Source organism: Mesorhizobium sp. C432A, assembly GCF_030323145.1.
GTDB lineage: Bacteria > Pseudomonadota > Alphaproteobacteria > Rhizobiales > Rhizobiaceae > Mesorhizobium.
This window is the reverse complement of sequence record NZ_CP100470.1, coordinates 3,646,596-3,669,021: the sequence shown is the minus strand read 5'-3', so window position 1 is coordinate 3,669,021 and position 22,426 is coordinate 3,646,596. Positions and strand designations below refer to the sequence as shown.

Sequence of the window (22,426 nt, the reverse complement as noted above, 5' to 3'; positions counted from 1 at the left end):
CAGTTCCGACTAGTGCTTGTCGCCCAAAAGTGCGAAGCGGTTTTGGGACAACGACTTGCACAAAAGCAACAACCTTCGGCTCAGCTCTTGCTGGCCTTTTCCTTCACTGCCGAAACGGTCTCGTCCGGGCGGTGCTCGACGGTGCGCTTGTCTTCGGCGGTATCGTCGTCGGCCATGCCCTTCTTGAAGCTCTTGATGCCCTTGGCCATGTCGCCCATCAACTCGGGTATCTTGCCGCGGCCGAACACCAGCAGCACGATCACCAGCACGATCATCCAGTGCCAAATCGAAAATGAACCCATTGTAACTCTCTCTCGAATGTTTTCCCTGGCGATGATCTATGCGTTTTCGCGTTGGGATTCAAACACAACAGCGACAAAGTTTATGAAGGCGCGGTCTATGTCACGCATTTTCGGCAAAGCTGCCCGCTACCAATCGGCGCATCTACCGCAGCAATGCAGCTTTTTGACAGCGGCTTGCGGTCAATCTTCCGTGACGCGCGGCGTCAGCAGGCCGAGTTCCTCGAGATCGATGTCGGTCAACGCATCCTCGTCCTCGGTCAGCGCGTCCGGATCGGCCGGCGGCAACGGGATGGCGAAATTCGACGGCATGCGGCCGGAGAGCAGCCCTGCCCCCTTCAGTTCGTCCATCCCGGGAAGATCGCGGATCTCCTCCAGTGCGAAATGGTCGAGGAAAGTGTCTGTCGTGCCGTAGGTGACGGGACGGCCGGGCGTGCGGCGGCGGCCGCGCATGCGCACCCATTCCGTTTCGAGCAGCGTATCCAGCGTGCCCTTCGAGGTCTCGACGCCTCTGATGTCCTCGATCTCGGCGCGCGTCACCGGCTGGTGGTAGGCGATGATCGCCAGCACTTCGAGCGCCGCGCGCGACAGCTTGCGCTGCTGCACCGTGTCGCGGCTCATCAGGAAGGCGAGATCGCCGGCGGTACGGAACGCCCAGGCATCGCCGACCCGGACCAGATTGACGCCGCGCCGCGCATAGATCTGCTGCAGCTCAGCCATGGCAGCGGCTATGCTGATGCCGTCGGGCAATCTGGCTGCGAGCTGCTTTTCGCTGACCGGCTCGGCGCTGGCGAACACGATCGCCTCGGCCATGCGTATGGCTTCGGCCATATGCAGCCGTTCGCCAGGATTCAGAAGCAGGGTATCAGTCGGATCCTGGGCGACAATGCCCTCCTCGGTCTCTTCTTCGACCTTGAACGGAATGACCGAAGCGTTGGCGCGTTCGCTCATGATGCCACCTCGACTGCCTTGATTGGCTGCGCGCGGCCGCGCAGATAGAGCGGCGCGAACACCTGGTCCTGCCGCATCTCGATGCTGCCTTCGCGCACCAGTTCCAGCGACGCCGCAAACGAGCTGGCAATCGCGGTACGCCGTTCGTCCGGGCTGGTCAGGTAATTGATCAGATAGCTGTCCAGCGCCGTCCAGTCGCGCAGCGAGCCGATCAGCCGGGTCAGGATATCGCGCGCATCCTTGAGCGACCACACGCCACGCCGGGCAATTGTCACATTGGTGATCGCCTGTTTCTGGCGCTGCTGCGCATAGGCGGTGAGCAAATCGTAGAGCGAGGCCGAATAGGCGTTACGCTTCTCGACGATGACCATTTCAGGCATCCCGCGTGCAAACACGTCGCGGCCGAGCCGGTTGCGGTTGACCAGCCTTGCCGAGGCGTCGCGCATGGCCTCCAGACGCTTCAGCCGGAACTGCAGCACCGCGGCCAGTTCCTCGCCGCTTTCGCCTTCCTCGCCGGGCTGCTTGGGGATGAGGAGCTTCGACTTGAGGAAGGCCAGCCACGCCGCCATCACCAGGTAGTCGGCGGCAAGCTCAAGCCTCAGCGCCCTCGCCGTCTCGACGAAGGTCAGATATTGCTCGACCAGCGCCAAGATGGAAATCCGCGACAGATCGACCTTTTGGTTGCGGGCGAGATGCAGCAAGAGGTCGAGCGGACCTTCGAACCCGGCGACGTCGACGACAAGCGACGGGTCGCCGGTGACCCGTGAATCGTCGTTCTCGGCCCACAGACGGTCCATCGGTGCGGCCTTCGCAGCCTTGCTGTCCAATGTTTCCGCCACTTGTTCCTTTACCTCTGGTTAGAGCATGATGCCGAAAAGTGTGAAGCGGTTTTCGGACGACATCATGCTCTCTCTATCTAATTTAGAGACGGATTCAGATTTCAGGTCGAACAGACCTGAAATCATCCGTCTCTAGGCCACCGCATCGAAATAGGTGGCAAATTCGGCGCGTATCTCGGTTTCGTCGGCCCGGTCGCGATCCCTTATATAGGTCAGCGTCCGCTTGGCGCGCTCCAGCGACGTCCCTTCAAGTCCCGTGGTTCGCGATGCGATGCCTGCCATCTCCTCGAAAACGCCATTGCAGTGAAGGACCAGATCGCAGCCCGCCGCAAGGATCGAGGCCGCCTTTGTCGGGAAATCCCCAGAAAGTGCCTTCATCGAGGTGTCGTCGCTCAGCAACAGCCCGTCGAAGCCGATCTCGCGGCGGATGATCTCGTCGATGACCTTGCCTGAGGTGGTAGCTGGGTTGTTCGGATCGATGGCGCTGTAGACGACATGCGCCGTCATCGCCATCGGCAGATGGCTAAGCTCGCGGAACGGGGCGAAATCATGCCGCTGCAGGTCGCTCAGCGAGGCATCGACCACAGGCAGTTCGAAATGCGTGTCGGCAAAGGCGCGCCCGTGACCCGGAATGTGCTTCATGACCGGCAGCACGCCGCCCGACATCAGCCCTTCCGCCGCCGCGCGGCCAAGTTCGATGACCGGGCGCGGCTCCTTGCCATAGGCGCGCGCGCCGATGACGTCGCTGGCGCCCTCGATCGGCACGTCCAGCACAGGCAGGCAATCGGCAGAGATACCGTAGCGCAACAGGTCGAAGGCGTGCAGCCGCGCCATCAGCCAGGCAGCGCGGGTGCCGGCATCATGGTCCTTGCGCCACAATGCACCGAGCGCGCCGCCGGCGGGATAGTTCGGCGCCAGCGGCGGCCGCAGGCGCTGCACCCGGCCACCTTCCTGGTCGATGAACACCAGCGCATCGGGGCGCCCGATACAGTCGCGCATTTCGGCGACCAGATCGCGGATCTGCTCGGTTTCGCCGATGTTGCGCGCAAACAGGATGAAGCCCCACGGGCATTCATTGCGATAGAAACGGATTTCTTCGCGGGTCAGCGATTTCCCGGCACAGCCGAGGATCATGGATTTTGATTCGGTCATTCCGCCAGTTTAGGGCTTCGCGCCGCCAAAGGGAATCTCCCCGGACGGCAAGCGCCTCAACCTCTCGCCCATCCACATGAAAAAGCCGGCGCGACCCTTGGGAACGCACCGGCTCTGATAATTGGATCCGGCCTTACCGCGACACGAAGCAGTTGCCGCCGGCAGCCTTGTAGCTAGTGCACAGATTGATCGCATCGTTGCGCGATTGCGCAGGCACCCGGACACGGTAGAAGGTGCCCTTGCCGGCGATCTCCGCCTTGACGATGTTGGCGGTGCGACCGGCGAGCACATTTCCATAGCGGCGCTGCAGGTCGGCGTAGTTGGCCTGGGCGCTTTCGACCGTCGGCTGCGAAGCGATCTGCATCGACCACGAACCGCCCGATGTCGAAGCCGTCGCCGGAATGGAGGCAACCTGGTCGGGCTTGACCTCGCCGACCACGTCGACCGGCTGGTCAGACGGGCGCTGCGGCGCCACGGCAACCGTCTGCGGCGTGTTGGCGGACTGGGTCTCAGCCTTCGGCGTGGCCGCCGGCTTCACCGGCTTGACCGGCTTGGCGGTCTCGGCACTTGCCTGGTCGCTATTTGCCTGATCGGCAGGCGCCACGGTGCCGGTCTGCTCGGCATCGGCCGAAGGGGCGACGTGCTGCGGCGCCGGGTCAAGCGGCTCAGTCGCCGCAACCTGTGGCGCGGCCGGCGTCGAGTCCTCGCGGGCCACCAACGAGCCGTCGGGCTTGACCACCATGGTCCGCACCTTGCGCGGGGCGACGGCGACCGTATCGGGGTTCTTCTCGGCTTCCTGCAGCACCTGCGCGATGCGGTCCTCGGACTTTGGCGCCGGCGCGACAGCCGCGTCGGGGTTGACGGCAGCTTCGGGGTTGCCGGCAGCGTCGGGGCCTGGGGCAGCGTCGGTATCGTCGGGCGACAGATCGACGACGCGGCTTTCGGGCTCCTGCGCCTTCACATCGACCGGCTCTTCGGTGTTGGTGACCAGCTTCTCCTGAACCGGCTCGGCCGGCTTGGTGCCCTTGGCGACCGCATCATAAACCTTGTTGTCCTGGTTCGGCACCACGGCGCCGCCCGGATTTTCGGGCTTGACCTTGATCGGCCTGTTGTCGGCTTTGACAATGACCGGCGCATCGCTGCCGCCCTTGCCGCCGAACGACAAGGCGAAGGCGCCAAGGCCGCCGGCAATCGCAACCGCAGCAACGACCCCCGCGACCAGCAGGCCGCTCCTGCGCGGCCGTGCGGCTTCCTGCTCGGCGAGGCCCGGCACCGCCATTGCCTCGTCCAGATCCGGATCGTAGTCGAGTTCGTCGACCGCGAAATCGTCGGCCTGCGAAACCGGCTGGCTGCCGGGCAGATCGTCCATGTCGAAGCCGCCGGCGGCATCGGCGTGGTGAGCTTGCGTGGCTGCAAGCACTTCGGCTGGCCGCGCCGCATAGGCGCGCTGGTCGAGCTCGTGGCCCGAACCGAAGCCGGAACTGTAGGAATCGTCATCATAGCCGGCACTGCGTGCGGCAGTGGGCGGCGCCACTTCCACCGCGTTCATCTCGTTGAGCATGCCGGCGAATTCGGCGTCGATGTCGTCATAGGCGGCCGGCTCGTCTTGCTCGAAGCTGAGTTCTGGAATGTCGAGGTCGTCGGCAATCGCCACCACACGCTCCGGCACATCGACCGTCTCGACATCCGGCATCTCGTCATAGGCCTGAGGCGGCGCCTGGCGCGATGGCGTCGGCGCCACATAGGCAGCAGCGGCAACCGGCTGGTCGCGATAGCTTGGCGCTGCCGCCGGCGGCATGGACGGCTTTTCTGCAAAAGAAGCTTGCGGCTGCGCTGCAAAGGAAGGTTGCGGCTGCGCTGCAAAGGAAGGCTGGGCCGGGGTGGGAGTCACGCGGCTCCACGAACGCGCCGGCTCCGGCGGCGTCGAGCGCCAATCGCCAGCGACCGGTGCTGCCGTATCGTCATGACCGAGATCGATGCCCTTGGCCAGCGCCGCGTCGAAGGCGTGATCATCGAACTCGATCGCGGGCACATGGCCTTCAAGTTCGCCGGCAAGCAGATCGTCGAAATCGGCATCGTCCGCCTGGGCCTCCTGAGGAGCCGGCGCGTGTTCGTCCAGGTCCCAGTCGAGATTATCGACCGGAGCGACCGGCGTTGCGACGGACCGCTGCACCGGGGCAACCGGCTCATAAGTCCTGGTGGGCTCGATGGCGGCAGCCCTGGTGGGCTCGGTGACCACCGGAATCGGGGCGACTGGCGCCGGGCGTGGTGTGGTCATGGCGCCAAGCAACGCGTTGAGTTCATCTTCCAACGTCCGTTCGTCAGCGACCGGAGCGGCCGGGGTCGCCATATTGGTAGGCGCCACATAGGCTGGTGCGACCGGAGTTGGCTGAACCGGAGTGGGTGCGATCTCGGCCGCCAGCTCGTGATCGGCAACCGCATCGTCGATGCTCAGATCGAAATCGTCGAATGCTTCGTGCGCAGTCTCATGAGAGGGGCTGGCCTCCACGGTCCAGGCCGGCGTCTCGTCCACTTCCGGCGCATCCATCTCAACCGGCGCGCTGACCTGCAGATCGCTGACATCCAGATCGCGCTCTTCCGGATCCTCGGCCTCAACAGGCTGAGCCTCGAAAGCCTGAGGCTCGAAATGCTCGGCTGCAAAATCCTGGGCTGCAAAATCCTGAGCTGCAAAGTCCATGTCGACATCGGCCATCGCGTCATCGAAATGAACCGCAAAATCCTCGTCGGCAACAGCGTGGTCGGCGGCGCCGACGGCGTCGAAGGTATGGATCGGCGCCTCGGCTACTGGCGCGGCATACTGGTCCTGCGCCGGCGCAGGACCGTCCAGCGTCAGCTCGTCTTCCAGCGACATCGAGACGGCATTGTCGAAATCATCGTCGAACGCGACATCGTCGGCAGGCGCAGCAGCAACCTGGGCGACATCTGCGGCATGGGCGACGGTCGCATCGTCATCGAGCAGCAACCCCTGCTCGAGCGAAGCGGCAAGGTCGTCATCCATCGGCAGGTCGTCTTCGAGCGGCGATACGTTTTCCAGCGAGCTGGCGACAGCATTGTCGAAATCATCGTCGAATGCAGCTTCGTCGAATGCGGGCTCGGCAAACGAAGGTTCGGCAAACGAGGGTTCAACGGGAGCAGCCGCAGCCTGCGGGGCAGCGCCGAAATCCAGATCGGCGGCATCGTCGAAGACGAAATCATATTCCAGCGAAGCAGCCAGCGCATCGTCCATCGCGGCATCGGTGGTTTCGAAAGCCGGCTCGCGAATCTCGGCAGCAGGTTCGTAGGGTTCAGCGGCAGGCTGGTGAACCTCGGGAGCTGGCTGGCTGGCCTCCATGGAACCGACTTCATCGCCGAATTCGCCCATCAACTCCTTCTCGAGGTCGATGTCGAAATCGCCCTCGTCTGCAGCCGTCTCGACGGCTGGCGCCTGCGGCTTGACCGGCTGGCGCGGATCGAAACCCATGATCCTGGTCAGTTCAGCGAACGGATCATCTTCGGCGATGTCGTTGTTGTCGGCTACTCTCAGCTGGGTTCTGTCTGCCATTATTGTTCCCGAACTCGCACTCATTCGGACGCCATGGACGTCGCGTAGGGTTGGCCCTTACCAGCGCAATGTGGGCAAATGGTGACAGGTGTTTTAGTTAAACCTAACGCATCTCAGTGGGCGCATCAGCCCCAATCAGCGTCAGGCCGGAGGTCAAAACATCCGAAACAGCCTGCACCAGCCCTAGTCTGGCATGAGTCAATTGTCGGTCGTTAACCTTAACAAAACGTAAGTCGGCATTCTCGGTGCCCCGATTCCAGTGTCCATGGAAGGTGGAAGCCAGATCGTAGAGGTAGAATGCCAGCCGGTGCGGCTCCAGCGCAAGGGCCGCGGATTCGATCAGCCTTGGATATTCAGCCAGCTTCCGGATCAGGCCGATCTCGCCCTCATCGGTGAGCGACGCCGAGGCCGCGGCCAGGCTGTTGCGGTCGAAATTGGCCTCGCCCAGTTGCTCGCTCGCCTGCCGGAACACCGAATGACAGCGCGCCGAAGCGTACTGCACGTAGAACACGGGATTGTCCTTGGACTGTTCGGTGACCTTGGCGAAATCGAAGTCGAGCGGCGCGTCGCTCTTGCGGTAGAGCATCATGAAGCGGATCGCATCGCGGCCCACCTCCTCCACCGCTTCGCGCAAGGTCACGAAGTCGCCCGACCGCTTCGACATCCGAACCGGTTCGCCATCGCGAAACAGCTTCACCAGATTGCACAGCAGCACCGTGAGTTGCAGCTTCAGATCATCGCCTGCAATCGCCCGCGCCAGCGCTTCCAGCCGCTTGACGTAGCCGCCATGGTCGGCGCCCAGCACATAGATCAGGCCGACGAAACCGCGGTCGACCTTGTCCTTGAGATAGGCGACGTCGGCGGCGAAATAGGTGAACGAGCCGTCGGACTTGACCAGCGCCCGGTCCATGTCGTCGCCGACCGCCGTCGAGCGAAACAGCGTCTGCTCGCGGTCTTCCCAGTCGTCCGGCTTCTCGCCCTTGGGCGGCGGTAGCTTGCCCTTGTAGATATGGCCTTTCAGCGTCAGATCGTTGATCGCCGAGCGGATTTTTTTGGCATTGTCGGCATGCAGCGTGCGCTCGGAGAAGAAAACGTCGTGATGCACATTGAGCAACGCCAGATCCTCGCGGATCATCACCATCATGGCGTCGATCGTGCGGTCCTTGACGATTGCCAGCGACTCATCGTCGGGCATCTGCAAGAGCTTGCGGCCAAATTCGGCAGCCAGCGCCTGACCGACCGGCACAAGGTAATCGCCGGGATAGAGGCCGGCCGGTATCTCGCCAATGTCGTCGCCCAGCGCTTCGCGGTAGCGCAGGAAGGCCGAACGCCCGAGCACGTCGATCTGCGCGCCGGCGTCGTTGATGATGTATTCCTTGGTGACGTCATAGCCGGCGAAGGCCATCAGATTGGCGAGCGTGTCGCCGACAACCGCGCCCCGGCAATGGCCGACATGCATCGGCCCGGTCGGATTGGCCGAGACATATTCGACATTGGTCTTCTTGCCGCCACCAATGGTCGAGCGGCCGTAGTTTTGCCCCTCGCCGAGCAGCGCAGTCAGATGTGCCTGCCAGAAAGCGTCCTTGAGCCGGAGATTGACGAAGCCGGGACCGGCGACGGCGGCTTCGGCAACATCGGCGTCGCTGCGCAGCACTTCCACCAGCCGCTCGGCCAGCGCCCGCGGGTTGTGCCCTGTCGGCTTGGCCAGTACCATCGCCGCATTGGTGGCGAGATCGCCATGGCTGGCGTCGCGCGGCGGCTCGACGGCGATGCGCGACAGGTCGAGCGAAACGCCATTACTGTCTTTCAAATCCAGCGCTTCGACGGCTTTTGTGATTCGCGCGCTGAAATCGGCGAAGATGTTCATGGGTCTTGCTCTGGCGGACTGTGCAGGGGAACCGGCTCATTGGCCGGCAAATCGCGCCCGCCCTAGCTTAAATCGGGCGTATGGTCAAACAGACGGCGGTGTTCCTTCAAGGCGTAGGTATCCGTCATCCCCGCGAGGAAATCGGCGACGCTGCGCGCCTTGATGCGGTCCTCCGCCCGGTCGAGCCCCTCCCGCCAGCCGTCCGGCATGGCGCGCGGATCGGCGTAATAGACATCGAACAGGTCGCGCACGATCTGCTCGGCCTGAGTGCGCACGCGCATCACCTCGTCATGCCGGTAGAGATGCTTGTAGAGAAAGGTCTTCAATTCCTTCTCGGTCGCCGCCACGTCAGCGGAAAAGGTCACCATCGTTTCGCCCGCCGCCCGCACCGCTTCGGCGCTGTCAGGCTTGATGCGCTCAAGATTGGCGGTGGTGGAAACAATGACATCCTCGACCATCATCGTGATCTGCCGGCGCATCAGCTCATGGCCGGTGCGCACATCGTCCAGGCCCGGATAGCGCGCGCGCACGCTTGCCAGGATCGATCCCGGCAGCGCCACCGTTTCCAGCATGTCCAAGGTCAGGAAGCCGGAGCGCAGGCCGTCGTCGATGTCATGGGTGTTGTAGGCGATATCGTCGGCGATCGCAGCACATTGCGCCTCGATGCCGGCGAAATGGTCGAGTTCGAGGTCGTGCAGCTCGGAATAGTCGCGGATCGCCTGCGGCACCGGGCCTTTGAGCCCTTTTCCCTTGGCATCTGTCAGCGGCCCATTGTGCTTGACCAGCCCTTCCAGCGTTTCCCAGGTCAGGTTTAGCCCGTCGAACTCGGCATAGCGCCGCTCCAGCCGCGTCACCACGCGCAGCGACTGCGCATTGTGGTCGAAGCCGCCCCATTGGGCCATCCGCTCGTTCAGCGCGTCCTCGCCGGTATGGCCGAACGGCGTGTGACCGAAATCGTGCACCAAGGCGACCGCCTCGGCCAGATCCTCGTCGCCGCGCAGCGCTCGCGCCAGAGCCCGCGCAATCTGCGCCACCTCGATCGAATGCGTCAGCCGGGTGCGATAGTGGTCGCCTTCATGGGCGACGAACACCTGCGTCTTGTGCTTCAGGCGGCGGAAGGCAGTCGAATGAATGATACGGTCGCGGTCGCGCTGGAATGGCGTGCGAGTCGGGCTCTCGACCTCGTCATAGAGCCGCCCGCGCGACCTGGCTGGGTCGCTGGCATAGGCCGCGCGCGGCCGATAGCCGAACCCAATGTCGCCAAGCTCATTTGTCATGGCTGATGCCGCCGCAGTTGACTTGCCCCTTCCCGCTTCATACCTATCATGTGAAACCGAAAGCAAGGTGACGCCCATGGGCGCTGATGCCAAGACTGCCATGAAAGTCGAGATGACCGAGTCCGCCGCCAGGCGGATCGCGAAAATCGTCTCTGGCGAGGCCGGCAAGACGGCGCTGCGCGTCTCCGTCGAAGGCGGCGGCTGCTCCGGCTTTTCCTACAAGTTCGACCTGGTCGATACGCGCAACGACGACGACGTCGCCATCGAAAAGGACGGCGCCACCGTGCTGATCGACGATTTGTCGCTGGTCTATATGGGCGGCTCGGTGATCGACTTCGTCGACGATCTGATGGGCCAATCGTTCCAGATCCGCAACCCCAATGCAGTCGCCTCCTGCGGCTGCGGCACCAGTTTCTCCATCTAGGCAGATGTCCGGCGTCGGCCCGGTCCGTCAGGTCGCACTGTCGGCCGGGCGCGATCTCGACGTGACGCTGGCCTTCTGGCGCGATGTGCTCGGCCTCAACGTTCACGCCCGCTACGATCCGCCGGGCATCGCCTTCATCATGGCCGGTGATATCAGGTTGCTGTTCACCGATGGCGTTCCGGCCGGCACCGTCTATCTCGATATAGCCGGGCTCGAAGCCTTCCACGCCGAGGCGAAAGCGTCCGGCGTTCCCTTCACCGCACCGCCGGCGCTCGTCCACAACGACACCGAAGGCACGTTCGGAACGGCGGGGGAAAGCGAGTGGATGGCCTTTCTAAAGGACCCGGCAGGCAATACGATCGGGCTTGTCGAACGTCTTTCGCCCGAACATCCCTGAGGCCGCCCATGAAAATCGTCACCTGGAACATAAACGGCATTCGCGCCCGCATCGGCAACCTCACCCACTGGCTGAGCGAAAGCCAGCCCGACATCGTCTGCCTGCAGGAGATCAAGTCGGTCGACGAGCAGTTCCCGCGCGCCGAGATCGAGGCGCTTGGCTACAACGTGGAAACCCATGGCCAGAAGGGCTTTAACGGCGTCGCCCTGTTGTCGAAGCTTCCGTTCGACGAGGTTATCAGGGGCCTGCCCGGTGACGACACCGACGAGCAGGCGCGCTTCATCGAGGGCGTGTTCTCGACCGACCAGGGCGCGCTTCGCGTCGCCTCGCTCTATCTGCCCAACGGCAACCCGGTCGATGACGAGAAGAAGTTTCCCTACAAGCTGGCCTGGATGGAACGGCTGCATCGCTGGGCCGAGCAACGGCTGCTTCTGGAGGAGGCGCTGGTGCTGGCCGGCGACTACAATGTCATCCCCGAGCCGGTCGATGCGCGCTTCCCCGAGAACTGGCTTGGCGATGCGCTGTTCCAGCCGCAGACCCGGCAGGCCTTCCGACGGCTGAAGAATCTCGGCTTCACCGAGGCAGTCCGCGCCGTCACCGATGCGGCCGATGTCTATACCTTCTGGGATTACCAGGCCGGTGCCTGGCAGAAGAACAACGGCATCCGCATCGACCATCTGCTGTTGTCGCCCGAAGCCGCCAACCGCTTTTCCTCGGCCTCGATCGAAAAGCACGTGCGCGCCTGGGAAAAGCCTTCCGACCATGTGCCGGTGGCGATCGATCTGGCGCTGCTGCCGGCCTGATATCAGCCGAAACCCTGATGTCGCCACAATCGCGCCATTCAGTCAGAGATCAGCATGGCGGCTGGGGTTCCATGGCACTACGATTCCTCCTTTGCCCGATCGGTCTGGCATTTGCCATGGCCTCTCCTGCAGCGGCACTTGCCGATCAGCAGTGCCTGGCCAATGGCAAGTCCTACCAGGTCGGCCAGGTCACCTGCCTGACGGTTTCAGACAAGAGCCATATGGCCCGCTGCGACCTGGTGCTCAACAACACCTCATGGACCGAGATCGGCGACAGCTGCCCCGACAGCACGATGAAGCCGCATCTGCACGTCACGCCGATCTCGATGCCGGTACACAGAGCGGCGCCGGCGGAACTCACCGAGAACTGATGGATGTGAGCTAATCTCCCCCCTTGAGGGGGAGATGGCCGGCAAGCCAGAGGGGGGCGCGAAGAAACGCGACCTTTCGGTCAAACAAGCTCACCCTCTCAGTCCAACCCGGGCAAACTTTAGTCAACTGAAATGCCAGCGGGACAGCGCCCCCCTCTGCCCTGCCGGGCATCTCCCCCTCAAGGGGGGAGATTGGCAATTTCACTGGTCGCCGCCGCCCTTGGTGAGAATATCGTCGGCAAGCGAAATCGCAGTGCGGCGGTCGGCTTCGCCGGCGGCGGCAAATGCCTCTTCCTGCATGCCGCGGATCCACGGCTGGTCGCTCGGCGAGGCGCGTTCGAGCGCGGCGGTCATCATGGCCAGCCCGCGCACGATCTTGCCGCTCTGGAACAGAAGATTGCCAAGCGTCGCCTGGGCGCCGGCATGGCCTTTTTCGGCGGCGAGCTGGAACCAGCGGCCGGCCTGCTTGACGCTGGCCTTGACGCCGCCCTCGCCCTTCAGGAACATCTGGCCCATCTCGAACTGGGCGTTCGGGTTGCGGTAATTGGCGGCCGCACGCATGTAATATTCCTGCGCCGCGACCTCGTTTTCCTCGACCGGGCTGCCGGGGATGCCTGTCCGGAGATAGTCGCCCAGCGCCACCAGCGCGTCGGAGACATAGCTTTCCTCCGGCGAACCCGGCTCGACATCCTGATCGACGATCTCGGAGAAGAATTTGAACGCCGCGTAGTCGTCGCGCGTCACGCCGTCGCCTTCGGCATACATGCGGGCGAGCTTCCAGGTGGCGCCGATCTGGCCGTTTTCGGCGGCGTATTTATAGGCCTCGACCGCCTGTTCCTTGTGGCCGCTCTTGTAAGCGGAGAAGCCGAACTGGAACACGGCCCACGGGCTCGATTGCGGCTTCACGCCGGTCTTGTCGTCGAACACCTTGTCGTCGAAGGCCATGGCCTGGCCCACGGCGCCAAAGATCGCAACAGCGACCAGTGCCGGAAGGACAGACGACCTCAACAACTCAGATATCCGCATAGCAATGTGTTTCTTTGGCACCGCCCGGATGGGTGACCGCGCCGTCGCGGGCAGGCCCTACCGTCTGTGCGTATTTCCAGATCGCGCCCGACTGATAGTCGGTCGTGCGCGCCTTCCAGGCCTTCGCCCGCGTTGCCAGTTCGGCCTCGGACAAATCGACCTCGATCGTGCCTTTGGTTGCATCGATCGAAATCACATCGCCGTCTTTCAAGAGCCCGATCGGGCCGCCCACGGCAGCTTCGGGCCCGACATGGCCGATGCAGAAACCGCGCGTTGCGCCCGAGAAACGACCGTCGGTGATGAGAGCGACCTTGCCGCCCATGCCCTGGCCGTAGAGCGCCGCCGTCGTCGACAGCATCTCGCGCATGCCCGGGCCGCCGCGCGGACCTTCGTAACGGATGACGAGAACCTCGCCTTCCCGGTAGTTGCGGTGCGTGACCGCCTCGAAACATTCCTCTTCCGAATCGAAACACCGTGCCGGACCTGAGAATTTCAGCTCCGTCATGCCCGCGACCTTCACGATCGCGCCTTCGGGGGCAAGGTTGCCCTTCAAGCCCACGACACCGCCGGTTTGGGTGATTGGTCGGTTGGCGGGACGGACCACATCCTGGCTATCATTCCAGGCAACATGCTCCATGTTTTCGGCCAAAGTACGGCCAGTCACGGTCATGCAGTCGCCATGGAGATAGCCGTGGTCGAGCAGCGTCTTCATCAACAGCGGAATGCCGCCGGCCTCGAACATGTCCTTGGCGACATATTTGCCGCCCGGCTTGAGGTCGGCGATGTAGGGCGTCTTCTCGAAAATCGCGGCAACGTCGAACAGGTCGAACTTGATGCCTGCCTCATGCGCGATCGCCGGCAGGTGCAAAGCCGCATTGGTCGAGCCGCCGGTGGCCGAAACCACGGTCGCCGCATTCTCCAGCGCCTTCAGCGTGACGACGTCGCGCGGCCGGATGTTCTTGGCGATCAGCTCCATGATCTTTTCGCCGGAGGCGAAATTGAAGCGGTCGCGCATCTCGTAAGGCGCCGGCGCGCCGCAGGAATAGGGCAGCGCCAGGCCGATCGCCTCGGCGACGGTGGCCATGGTGTTGGCGGTGAACTGGGCCCCGCAGGAGCCGGCGGACGGACACGCCGCCTGCTCGATCTCGAGCAGTTCGGCATCACTGACCGTGCCGACCGAATGCTGGCCGACCGCCTCGAACACGTCCTGCACGGTGATCTGGCGGCCGCGATAAGAGCCCGGCAGGATCGAGCCGCCATAGATGAAGATCGACGGCACGTTGAGCCGCACCATGGCCATCATCATGCCGGGCAGCGACTTGTCGCAGCCGGCAAGGCCGACCAGCGCATCGTAGCAATGGCCGCGCATGGTGAGTTCGACCGAATCGGCGATGACATCGCGCGACACCAGCGACGACTTCATGCCCTGGTGGCCCATGGCGATGCCGTCGGTGACGGTGATGGTGCAGAATTCGCGCGGCGTGCCGTTGGCGGCCGCGACGCCTTTCTTGACCACTTGCGCCTGGCGCATCAGCGAGATGTTGCAAGGCGCCGCTTCGTTCCAGCAGGAGGCAACGCCGACCAGCGGCTGCGCGATCTCGGCCGCCGACAACCCCATGGCATAGAGATACGAACGGTGCGGCGCACGCGCCGGACCGACGGTCACATGGCGGCTAGGCAGCTTGGCCTTGGAGATGACTTTGGCGTCCATTCTCTTCCTTGCCGCGGGCGGCGCGGCCTGCCTCATCGCCGAGCCTTTTGGCGCGTGTCCCGAGACAAATTCGAGGTGCGCCGGGTTTATGGCGGGAAATGGGCAATTTGGTCGGGCGGAAGTCTAGCGCGGGGGTTGTTCAGAAACTGTTGCCAAAACGTCACAATCGCGAGAGGCGACGCCCGTGCGGCGTATCTGCAACGCCAACTCTCGCCGACAAGGCTCGACGCGGTGCCCGCATAAGAAAAAGACCGGGGATGACCGGCCTTTTTCTTTTCAATTTGAAAGGCTTACCACTTCACCTTCAACGAAGTTGAAATGGCCGACACAAGATCGTTGCCGAAGTCAGCGGTGTAGTCCGTACCATAGGTGACGCCATCGTCGCCTACGACTGGATGGATCGACCCGCTGGTAAGCACGCCCAGCGCCCCACCAAGACGAACCTCGATGTTCTGGGTCGGCGTGTAAGCCACGCCACCGCCAACCGTCCAGGTGTCCGTCTGGGCGCTCAGACCGGTGGAGGTTCCGCGATCCCAGGTCAGAATGGCGGCGCCGCTCCACTGATCGTTGAACTTGTGACCGATACCGCCTGAGACCGTCCAGCCATCCCGGTAGAGCAGATCAAGCGATGTAGCGCGGGTGGGGCCGGTCGTGGTGCAAGCCCCCGGGGCGCCGGTCGGGCAGAATGGTATGCTCTGCAACACGCTCCAATTGACCCACTTTATGGATCCAAACGCGAGCCAACCAGGAGCAATACCTGACTGGAGCTTGAGTTCCAAAGACTCAGGCACCTCCGAAGAACCGCTTACGTCGGTTATGCGACCCAAAATCGGATTAGTTGGGTCGAGGAATCCGGGAACCTGGGTCAGATCAAGGGTCCCCGAGAGGTTGTCGAGCTTGACGGCTGAATTGTAGACCAGGCTGGCGCGCAGCGCGATATCAGGAATTTCATAGGCGGCACCGACGCGCCATCCCCAGCCGTCTCCCTTGAGATCAAGGCGCCCGATGCCTGTACCCAAAAATACGGGAAGCGGAGCGACCAGCTGTTCCTTGAAGCCCGAGACGTCCTCATGGAACACGCCGCCGATGAAACGAAACTGGCCTTTGCCGACGTCCATTTTGTACGAGCAGGTTCCGCCCACGGCCTCGCTCTTGACCTTGGTTACGATATTGCCGTTCGCGCCGGCCCAGTTAACGCCGGGATTGCTGTACGCACCGATCGGTTGGCCATAGTCGACAAGACAATCGACCGGGCCCATACCAGCCTTGATGCCCACGCTCGGCACCCAATAACTTGCGGTATCGCGGGCGCTGTTGGAAAGGCCCAACGCGTTAAGGGGGCCGTCAGCCGGATTCGCGTCCACCACATTCTTGAGGTCGCGCTGCGGCATCACATAGGTGCCGGTAACCTCGCCCGTGACCTGCGCGGGATCGAACAGCAGATCGATGTCATAGCCGCCGCGCTCCAGGCCGCCGGCATGCACGGAACCGATCAGACCCAGCGAAAAACACCCTGCCCCCAGCAGTGCTTTCAAACGCAAATTGCTCATGGATGTCCTCCCCGAAATACTAGTGCGTCAAGCTAGAACCAATTCGGGTTAACGGCGCAACAATGAATTCGAATAGCGTACATGTACACTCTAGCGGACCGCATTTCGAACACAGTGGCGGCCTGGCCGGTAGGTTCGAAAATGACCATTTGGGCGGCAGACTGGGGAACAAATCAGGTAAAACCGCTGAAAACAGCACCCAAAACCAGCTATTTTGCCGGCATTCTGCCCCATTGTTACATTATGGCAACAATGAGGTCGAAACTTTCCGTTTACGTCAATATTAACGTTACGGAACGCCTATTTTTCGAGCAAAAGAACCTTCGCGAAGCGCTGCAAGCGTCTCGCGAATCCGGCCGTCAACCGGCGTCGCGCACCCTGGTCAGCGCCACCGAAAGCTTCTCCTGCTGATCGCGGTATTCGTCGAGTTTTTCGCGCTCGGCCGCGACGATCTCTTCCGGCGCGCTGGCGACGAACCGTTCGTTCGACAGCTTCTTGTGCAACCGCGCGATTTCCTCGGTCACCTTGGCCAGTTCCTTCTGCAGCCGCGCCGCCTCGGCGGACAGATCGATCAGGCTGCCGAGCGGCAGGCAGATCGTCGCCTCGTTGAGCACGATCTGGGCCGAGCCCTTGGGTGCGGCGTCCTGCAGCGAGATGTCGCCGACCCGCGCCAGCCGCTTGATGGCGGACGCATGGCGTTCCAGCCTCTGGTGAGTCTCGGCGCTGGCGCCGACCACCACCAGCGGCGCGATCGCCGCCGGCGGCACGTTCATTTCAGAGCGCACGGAGCGAATACCGGAGACCAGATCGACCAGCCAGTTGATGTCGGCGGCTGCATCGGCGTCCTCGAAGTCGGGCGACGGCCAGGCGGCGTGGCACAGCAGCGTTGCGCGCGGCCTGCCCCCACCTGCCGTCTGCGCCCACAGCTCCTCCGTCATGAACGGCATCATGGGGTGAAGCAGCTTGTAGATCTCGTCGAGCACGAAGGCGACGCAGGCGCGGCTTTCGGCTTTGGCCGCCTCGTCGGCGCCCATGAACACCGGCTTCAGCAGTTCCAGATACCAGTCGCAAAACAGGTTCCAGACGAAGCGGTAGGCAGCGCCCGCTGCTTCGTTGAAGCGGTAGCCGGTGATGCCCTCGGTCATCGCGTGCGACGCCCTGGTCAGCTCGGTCAGGATCCAGCGGTTGACCGGCAGCTTGGCGTCGTTCAGCCAGAAATCGTCATTGCGCGCGACCTCGTTCATCTCGGCAAAGCGTGTCGCGTTCCACAGCTTGGTGCCGAAATTGCGGTAGCCGGCGATGCGCGCCGGATCGAGCTTCACGTCGCGCCCCTGCGCCGCCATCACCGTCAGCGTGAAGCGCAGTGCGTCGGCGCCAAACTCGTCGATGAGGTCGAGCGGATCGATGACGTTGCCTTTCGACTTCGACATCTTCTGCCCGTTCTTGTCGCGCACCAGCGCGTGCACATAGATGGTGTGGAACGGCTCCTCGTGCATGAAATGCAGGCCCATCATCATCATTCGCGCGACCCAGAAGAAGATGATGTCGAAACCGGTCACCAGCACGTCGGTCTGGTAATAGGTCTTGAGCTCCGGCGTTTGATCCGGCCAGCCGAGCGTCGAGAACGGCCACAGTGCAGACGAGAACCAGGTGTCGAGCACGTCCTCGTCGCGGCTCAGGATCTCGCCCGGCTTGAAATTCTCGAGTTTGTCCTCGACCCAGGCCTTCCATGGACCTTCCAGCGCCAGATAATATTCAATCGCTGCAGCCAACGCCTCTTCCTCTGATTTCTCGACGAAGACGCGGCCGTCCGGCCCGTACCAGGCCGGGATCTGATGACCCCACCACAGCTGGCGTGAAATACACCAGGGCTGAATGTTCTCCATCCAGTCAAAATAGGTCTTTTCCCAGTTCTTCGGCACGAAGTTGGTACGGCCTTCGCGCACCGATGCGATCGCCGGCTTGGCCAGCTCGGCGGCGTTTGCATACCACTGCTCGGTCAGAAACGGCTCGATCGGCACGCCGCCGCGGTCGCCATGCGGCACGGCGTGGCGATGCGGCTCGATCTTGTCGAGGAAGCCGCCGGCCTCCATCAGCTCGACGATTTTCTTGCGCGCGACGAAACGGTCGAGACCGTCGAGCTCGTCCCAGACGGCCTGGCGCTCCGGCGTCACGTCGAGCCCGGCGAGAAAATCCTCGTTATCCCTGAGCGTTATTGCCGCCTCGATGGTCAGGATGTTGATCGCCGGCAGCTTGTGGCGCTTGCCAACCTCGAAATCGTTGAAGTCGTGCGCCGGCGTGATCTTGACGGCGCCGGAACCCTTTTCCGGGTCGGAATACTCGTCAGCCACAACCGGAATTTTCCGGCCGACGATCGGCAACACGACATTCTTGCCGACCAGATGCCAGTAGCGCTCGTCGTCCGGGTGCACGGCGACTGCCGTATCGCCCAGCATCGTCTCGGGCCGTGTCGTCGCCACGGTGATGAATGTCCCAGGATTTTCCGGATCGAAAATCTCGCCCTCGATCGGATAGCGGAAGTGCCAGAGATTGCCATTGACCTCCTGCGGCTCGACCTCCAGGTCGGAGATCGCCGTCAACAGCTTCGGGTCCCAGTTCACAAGGCGCTTGTCCTTGTAGATCAGCCCTTCCTTGTAGAGGCTGACAAAAACTTCGAGCACGGCCTTGGACAGGCCTTCATCCATGGTGAAGCGTTCGCGCGACCAGTCCGCCGAGGCGCCGAGCCGCTTCAGCTGGTTGAAGATGGCGCCGCCGGACTCGGCCTTCCACTCCCAGACCTTGTCGATGAACTGTTCGCGGGTGAGATCGCGGCGATGTATCTGCTTTTCCATCAGCTGGCGTTCGACCACCATCTGCGTGGCGATGCCGGCATGATCCATGCCGGGCTGCCACAGCACGTTTTTGCCGCGCATGCGCTCGAAGCGCACGAGTATGTCCTGCAGCGTGTTGTTGAGTGCATGGCCCATATGCAGCGAGCCGGTGACGTTGGGCGGCGGGATGACGATGGTGAAGGCCTCCGCCCCCTCCTCGGCGCCGGCGCCGGCGCGAAATGCGTCCGCCTCTTCCCAGATTTTGGCGATCCTGGGCTCGACGGTCTTGGCGTCGTAGGTCTTTTCAAGCATGGGAAAATGGTCCGCGCGGTCGGGAGTTTTGCTGACCCGGTGTAAATCGGAAGGTTTTGGCCAAGTCAACCGCGAGGGCGGCCTCAGTCCTTCAACGCAAATAGGCGGGGCCCTGGTCATTTCAACGGGAAGGCCATGCCTGCACCTTCATCGTCAGCGATCCCGACGGTAAGCTGATCGTGTTCGCGACATCGGCCGGAAGCTGACCTGCAGCGAAAGCGTCGCCCGAAGGCGGCGCCTTAATCCGGAACGGGCTATGGTGATGTCTATTGCGCGCCGCGCGCGACGCGCTCGATTTCTTCGCGTACCAGGCGCTCGACCAGCGTCGGCAGATTGTTGTCCAGCCAGTCCTGCAACATCGGCCGCAGCATCTCCTCGGCCATCTCGTCGAAGGTCTTCTTGCTGCGGCTGGCGAAGGCGTCGGAGAGCTCGCCGAAGGCGGCTGCGACCTGCCGTCCCGTATGTTCCGAAACGATCGCCGGACGGGCCGGGGTTGTATCGGCCGGGCGCGCGTGCTCGCTGCGCGAAGGACGAGGCTCGAAAGCCGGCTCGGCAGCGAGATCGTCCTCGAAAGCCTCGACCTCCGCGATTGCTGCCTGCCGATTTTCAGTCTCCGGCTGCCTGATCTTCGGCTGCCTGATCTCGGGCCGCCGTACTGTGTCAGCCGGTTTTGCCTGATTGCCAACGGCCGCGATTTCGCGGCGCCAATCCGTGACGATCGAGTCGGTGGTTTCCGCCTTTGCCCGCACTGCAGCTTCTGCCCTGACGGCGGGAGCTGGCTCACTGGCTATCCTGGCGCTTACTTCCGCCAATGTCATCGGAGCATGCGCGGGTGGCGCGGCGGTCGTGGCATTTGCCGCAATGGCAGGCTTCACTGGCGACGGCTCGGACCGCGGCTCCAGCCGCGCAACCACCGGCTCGGCCAGTTGGGCCTGCACCTCGGCCAGCGTCACCGGCTTCTTGCTTTCGGTCGAGCTGTGCAATTCGCTGCGGAAGGCCTCAACATCCGAAACAGGCCCGGCGGCCGGCACAAGGTCCTGGCGCAACTCATCGGCGTCGCCCGGCAGCTTGCGGCCGGTGTCGCTGTCTTCGATGATCCTCCTGATGGAAGCCAGTATTTCTTCCATGGAAGGTTCGCGCTGTGCGCTGCTTGCCGTCGCCATCGTCACATCCGCCGCCCCCGCGCATGATCCCGAAAATCGATCTTCGATTTTCGAAGAGGATCAGGCGCAAATCAAAATTCTACAGCGTCCTTTGCGCATCCATCGGACGCGTGGCGCTGTAGTGACCCGTTCCTGGATTCCTGTCCGGCAAAGCCGGATACGAATCATGGCGACAGCGTAGCCGACGGATCGCCATCCGAGAATCCCCAATCTCGGAAGACGCCGGATTTCAACAATTTAGGCTACAAAAGACAAACGCCGCGCATCCATGGGAAGCGCGGCGTGAAATGCTTCAACCCTGGCGGGACTTGAGCCGCCCAGGTGGGCTCAACGACCGTCCGGCGTACGCAGCCCGATCCATTTGTCCTTTACGGCTCTGTAGTGCTCTTCAGGCTTGTACTTCACCACATTCAACGCCAGGCGATCGGCCGACAGGCGGCCCATGGCCGACAGGATGGCGTAGCTGGCTACGACCACATCGCGCTCGGAGCTGGCGAGGTCGATCTTTGCCGAGATGACGGCGTTCTGGGCATTCAACACGTCGAGCGTGGTGCGCTGTCCGACATTGCGCTCCTCGATGACGCCGTTGAGCGCCAACTGTGCGGCCGCGATCACCTGCCGATTAGCGTCGACGCTTTCCCGCGCTGCGATGTATTGCGTCCATGCCGAGGTCACGGCCTGGCGCACCGAGTCACGGCTGACATCCACCTCGATGCGAGCCTGGCTGAGCGATTCCTTCGACTGACGAACGAGTGCGGAGGTACGGCCGCCCGAATAGATCGGAACGGTCAGCGTCGCGCCGACGGTGGCGGCATTGGAGTCGCCGTCCGAATTCCCCGCGCCAGGTACAGTATTTTGATAGGCATGGGAAAGGCCGGCACTAGCAGTCAACTGCGGCAGCAACGCACCTTCCTGCGTCTTTACATCAAATCCCGCTGCATCGACGGAATGTAGGGCGGCCAGGATGGCCGGATGCTCGTTCGATGCAATGCCGATCGCCGCCTCGAGACTCCTCGGCAACAGCTTCGCCAACGGCGACGCGGCCTTGAGCTTGCCCGGCTCGTCACCGACGATCTGATGATAGGTTGCTGCACTGGCCAGAGCCTGCGCACGGGCAGCACTCAATTGCGCCACCGCGGCCGAACGAGACGCGTCGGCCTGCGCCACATCGGTGCGCGTGCCCTCGCCGACCTCGAAGCGCGAGCGTGCCGCGCGCGCCTGCTCGGTCAGGAACTGCAGATTCTGTTCGGTCAGCACCGCCACCTGGCGGTCGCGAATCACGTCCATATAGGCGCTCGCCGCGTTGAACAGCGTGTTCTCTTCGGTGTTGCGCAGGCCCTCGACCGAGGCCCTCACCTGTGCAGCGGCCGACGCGACCCTGTTCTTGGTCTGGAAGCCGTCGAACAGCGTCTGGTCAATCCGAACGCCGAAGCTGCCGGTGGTCAATGCCAGGCTCGCGTTCCTGCCGTTTAGGTGCCTGGAGGTGTAATCGATATCAGCCGAACCAGTGATCACCGGGCGATAGCCCGACTTGGCGATCGCCACGCCCTCATCGGTGACGCGCACGCCGGCACGGGCCGAATTCAGCGAGGAATTGTTCTGGTAGGCCTTGGAAAGCGCGCCGAGAATGGTTTCCGCCGAGGCGGCTATCGGCGAAAGCGCTGTCGCGGAAATGAGGACGGTAACAAACAGACTCTTGGCTAAGGACGGCACTTTATATCCCTCATTCGTTTTGCACGGGAACCACGCCACGCCAGCCCATCCCTAGGGATCGGCCAGCGCCGCGTCGATCTATCGTTCCCCCGCTGACAGCTCCCGAAACCCCGGTTAACCAATCAGCAACGATTGTTCAATCGTAAGCCAACATGACAGAGTCTTTGCTGCAAGGCAA

The 22,426-nt window shown here is 62.9% G+C and carries 18 protein-coding genes; 5 read left to right on the top strand and 13 right to left on the bottom strand.

Going from position 1 to position 22,426, the window contains the following annotated elements:
• Positions 1 to 80: 80 nt before the first annotated feature.
• The 7 genes from NLY33_RS17665 to NLY33_RS17635 form a co-directional block, all read right to left on the bottom strand.
• On the bottom strand, positions 81 to 302 hold the full coding sequence (locus NLY33_RS17665) for a twin-arginine translocase TatA/TatE family subunit (RefSeq protein ID WP_023681650.1): 222 nt from the start codon (positions 300 to 302) through the stop codon (positions 81 to 83).
• A 180-nt stretch (positions 303 to 482) separates the two neighbouring features.
• Positions 483 to 1,250, bottom strand: a complete 768-nt coding sequence (gene scpB, locus NLY33_RS17660) for an SMC-Scp complex subunit ScpB (RefSeq protein ID WP_023707870.1) — start codon at positions 1,248 to 1,250, stop codon at positions 483 to 485.
• Positions 1,247 to 2,047 (bottom strand): segregation and condensation protein A, encoded by an 801-nt coding sequence (locus NLY33_RS17655; RefSeq protein WP_023667690.1) that lies wholly within the window; start codon positions 2,045 to 2,047, stop codon positions 1,247 to 1,249. Before NLY33_RS17655 ends, scpB begins: the two co-directional genes overlap by 4 nt.
• Before the next feature lie 174 nt (positions 2,048 to 2,221).
• Positions 2,222 to 3,241 carry a beta-N-acetylhexosaminidase gene (gene nagZ / locus NLY33_RS17650; RefSeq protein ID WP_023706005.1) on the bottom strand — a complete coding sequence of 340 codons (1,020 nt, stop codon included), beginning with the start codon at positions 3,239 to 3,241 and terminating at the stop codon, positions 2,222 to 2,224.
• A gap of 133 nt (positions 3,242 to 3,374) precedes the next feature.
• Positions 3,375 to 6,803: an SPOR domain-containing protein gene (locus tag NLY33_RS17645; RefSeq protein WP_023707869.1), complete on the bottom strand. Its 3,429-nt coding sequence runs from the start codon at positions 6,801 to 6,803 to the stop codon at positions 3,375 to 3,377.
• A 103-nt stretch (positions 6,804 to 6,906) separates the two neighbouring features.
• Complete coding sequence (argS, locus tag NLY33_RS17640; protein WP_023706007.1) at positions 6,907 to 8,670, bottom strand: arginine--tRNA ligase; 1,764 nt, start codon at positions 8,668 to 8,670, stop codon at positions 6,907 to 6,909.
• 62 nt (positions 8,671 to 8,732) lie between these two features.
• Positions 8,733 to 9,947 (bottom strand): deoxyguanosinetriphosphate triphosphohydrolase, encoded by a 1,215-nt coding sequence (locus tag NLY33_RS17635; protein ID WP_023688214.1) that lies wholly within the window; start codon positions 9,945 to 9,947, stop codon positions 8,733 to 8,735.
• A 76-nt stretch (positions 9,948 to 10,023) separates the two neighbouring features.
• Here NLY33_RS17635 and erpA point away from each other — a divergent pair, with 76 nt between their 5' ends.
• The 4 genes from erpA (at position 10,024) to NLY33_RS17615 (ending at position 11,942) form a co-directional block, all read left to right on the top strand.
• The gene (erpA, locus tag NLY33_RS17630; protein WP_027050337.1) at positions 10,024 to 10,371 is read left to right on the top strand and encodes an iron-sulfur cluster insertion protein ErpA; all 348 of its coding nucleotides are present in this window, start codon (positions 10,024 to 10,026) and stop codon (positions 10,369 to 10,371) included.
• Positions 10,372 to 10,375: 4 nt separating this feature from the next.
• The gene (locus tag NLY33_RS17625; protein ID WP_023667697.1) at positions 10,376 to 10,768 is read left to right on the top strand and encodes a VOC family protein; all 393 of its coding nucleotides are present in this window, start codon (positions 10,376 to 10,378) and stop codon (positions 10,766 to 10,768) included.
• An 8-nt stretch (positions 10,769 to 10,776) separates the two neighbouring features.
• Positions 10,777 to 11,571, top strand: a complete 795-nt coding sequence (gene xth, locus NLY33_RS17620) for an exodeoxyribonuclease III (RefSeq protein WP_023706008.1) — start codon at positions 10,777 to 10,779, stop codon at positions 11,569 to 11,571.
• A 116-nt stretch (positions 11,572 to 11,687) separates the two neighbouring features.
• On the top strand, positions 11,688 to 11,942 hold the full coding sequence (locus tag NLY33_RS17615; RefSeq protein WP_245261043.1) for a hypothetical protein: 255 nt from the start codon (positions 11,688 to 11,690) through the stop codon (positions 11,940 to 11,942).
• Positions 11,943 to 12,143: 201 nt separating this feature from the next.
• On the opposite strand, the gene NLY33_RS17610 is transcribed toward NLY33_RS17615, so the two are convergent.
• From NLY33_RS17610 to NLY33_RS17600, 3 genes are all read right to left on the bottom strand, one after another.
• Positions 12,144 to 12,968, bottom strand: coding sequence for a tetratricopeptide repeat protein (locus NLY33_RS17610; protein WP_023667701.1), 825 nt, complete (start codon positions 12,966 to 12,968; stop codon positions 12,144 to 12,146).
• Complete coding sequence (gene ilvD / locus NLY33_RS17605) at positions 12,955 to 14,679, bottom strand: dihydroxy-acid dehydratase (RefSeq protein ID WP_023706010.1); 1,725 nt, start codon at positions 14,677 to 14,679, stop codon at positions 12,955 to 12,957. The genes NLY33_RS17610 and ilvD overlap by 14 nt, the downstream gene beginning before the upstream one ends.
• 290 nt (positions 14,680 to 14,969) lie before the next feature.
• The gene (locus tag NLY33_RS17600) at positions 14,970 to 16,229 is read right to left on the bottom strand and encodes an OmpP1/FadL family transporter (RefSeq protein WP_023706011.1); all 1,260 of its coding nucleotides are present in this window, start codon (positions 16,227 to 16,229) and stop codon (positions 14,970 to 14,972) included.
• An 81-nt stretch (positions 16,230 to 16,310) separates the two neighbouring features.
• Between NLY33_RS17600 and NLY33_RS17595 the strand changes: the two genes are divergently transcribed.
• Positions 16,311 to 16,640: a hypothetical protein gene (locus NLY33_RS17595; protein WP_156932363.1), complete on the top strand. Its 330-nt coding sequence runs from the start codon at positions 16,311 to 16,313 to the stop codon at positions 16,638 to 16,640.
• Here NLY33_RS17595 and NLY33_RS17590 read toward each other — a convergent pair.
• The 3 genes from NLY33_RS17590 to NLY33_RS17580 all read right to left on the bottom strand — a co-directional run bounded on the left by NLY33_RS17590 (position 16,589) and on the right by NLY33_RS17580 (position 22,248).
• Positions 16,589 to 19,372 (bottom strand): valine--tRNA ligase, encoded by a 2,784-nt coding sequence (locus NLY33_RS17590; protein ID WP_023706012.1) that lies wholly within the window; start codon positions 19,370 to 19,372, stop codon positions 16,589 to 16,591. The two genes, NLY33_RS17595 and NLY33_RS17590, sit on opposite strands and share 52 nt — an antisense overlap.
• A 266-nt stretch (positions 19,373 to 19,638) precedes the next feature.
• Complete coding sequence (locus NLY33_RS17585) at positions 19,639 to 20,535, bottom strand: PopZ family protein (protein ID WP_023706013.1); 897 nt, start codon at positions 20,533 to 20,535, stop codon at positions 19,639 to 19,641.
• Positions 20,536 to 20,862: 327 nt separating this feature from the next.
• Positions 20,863 to 22,248, bottom strand: coding sequence for a TolC family outer membrane protein (locus NLY33_RS17580; RefSeq protein WP_023667706.1), 1,386 nt, complete (start codon positions 22,246 to 22,248; stop codon positions 20,863 to 20,865).
• Between the last annotated feature and the right edge of the window lie 178 nt (positions 22,249 to 22,426).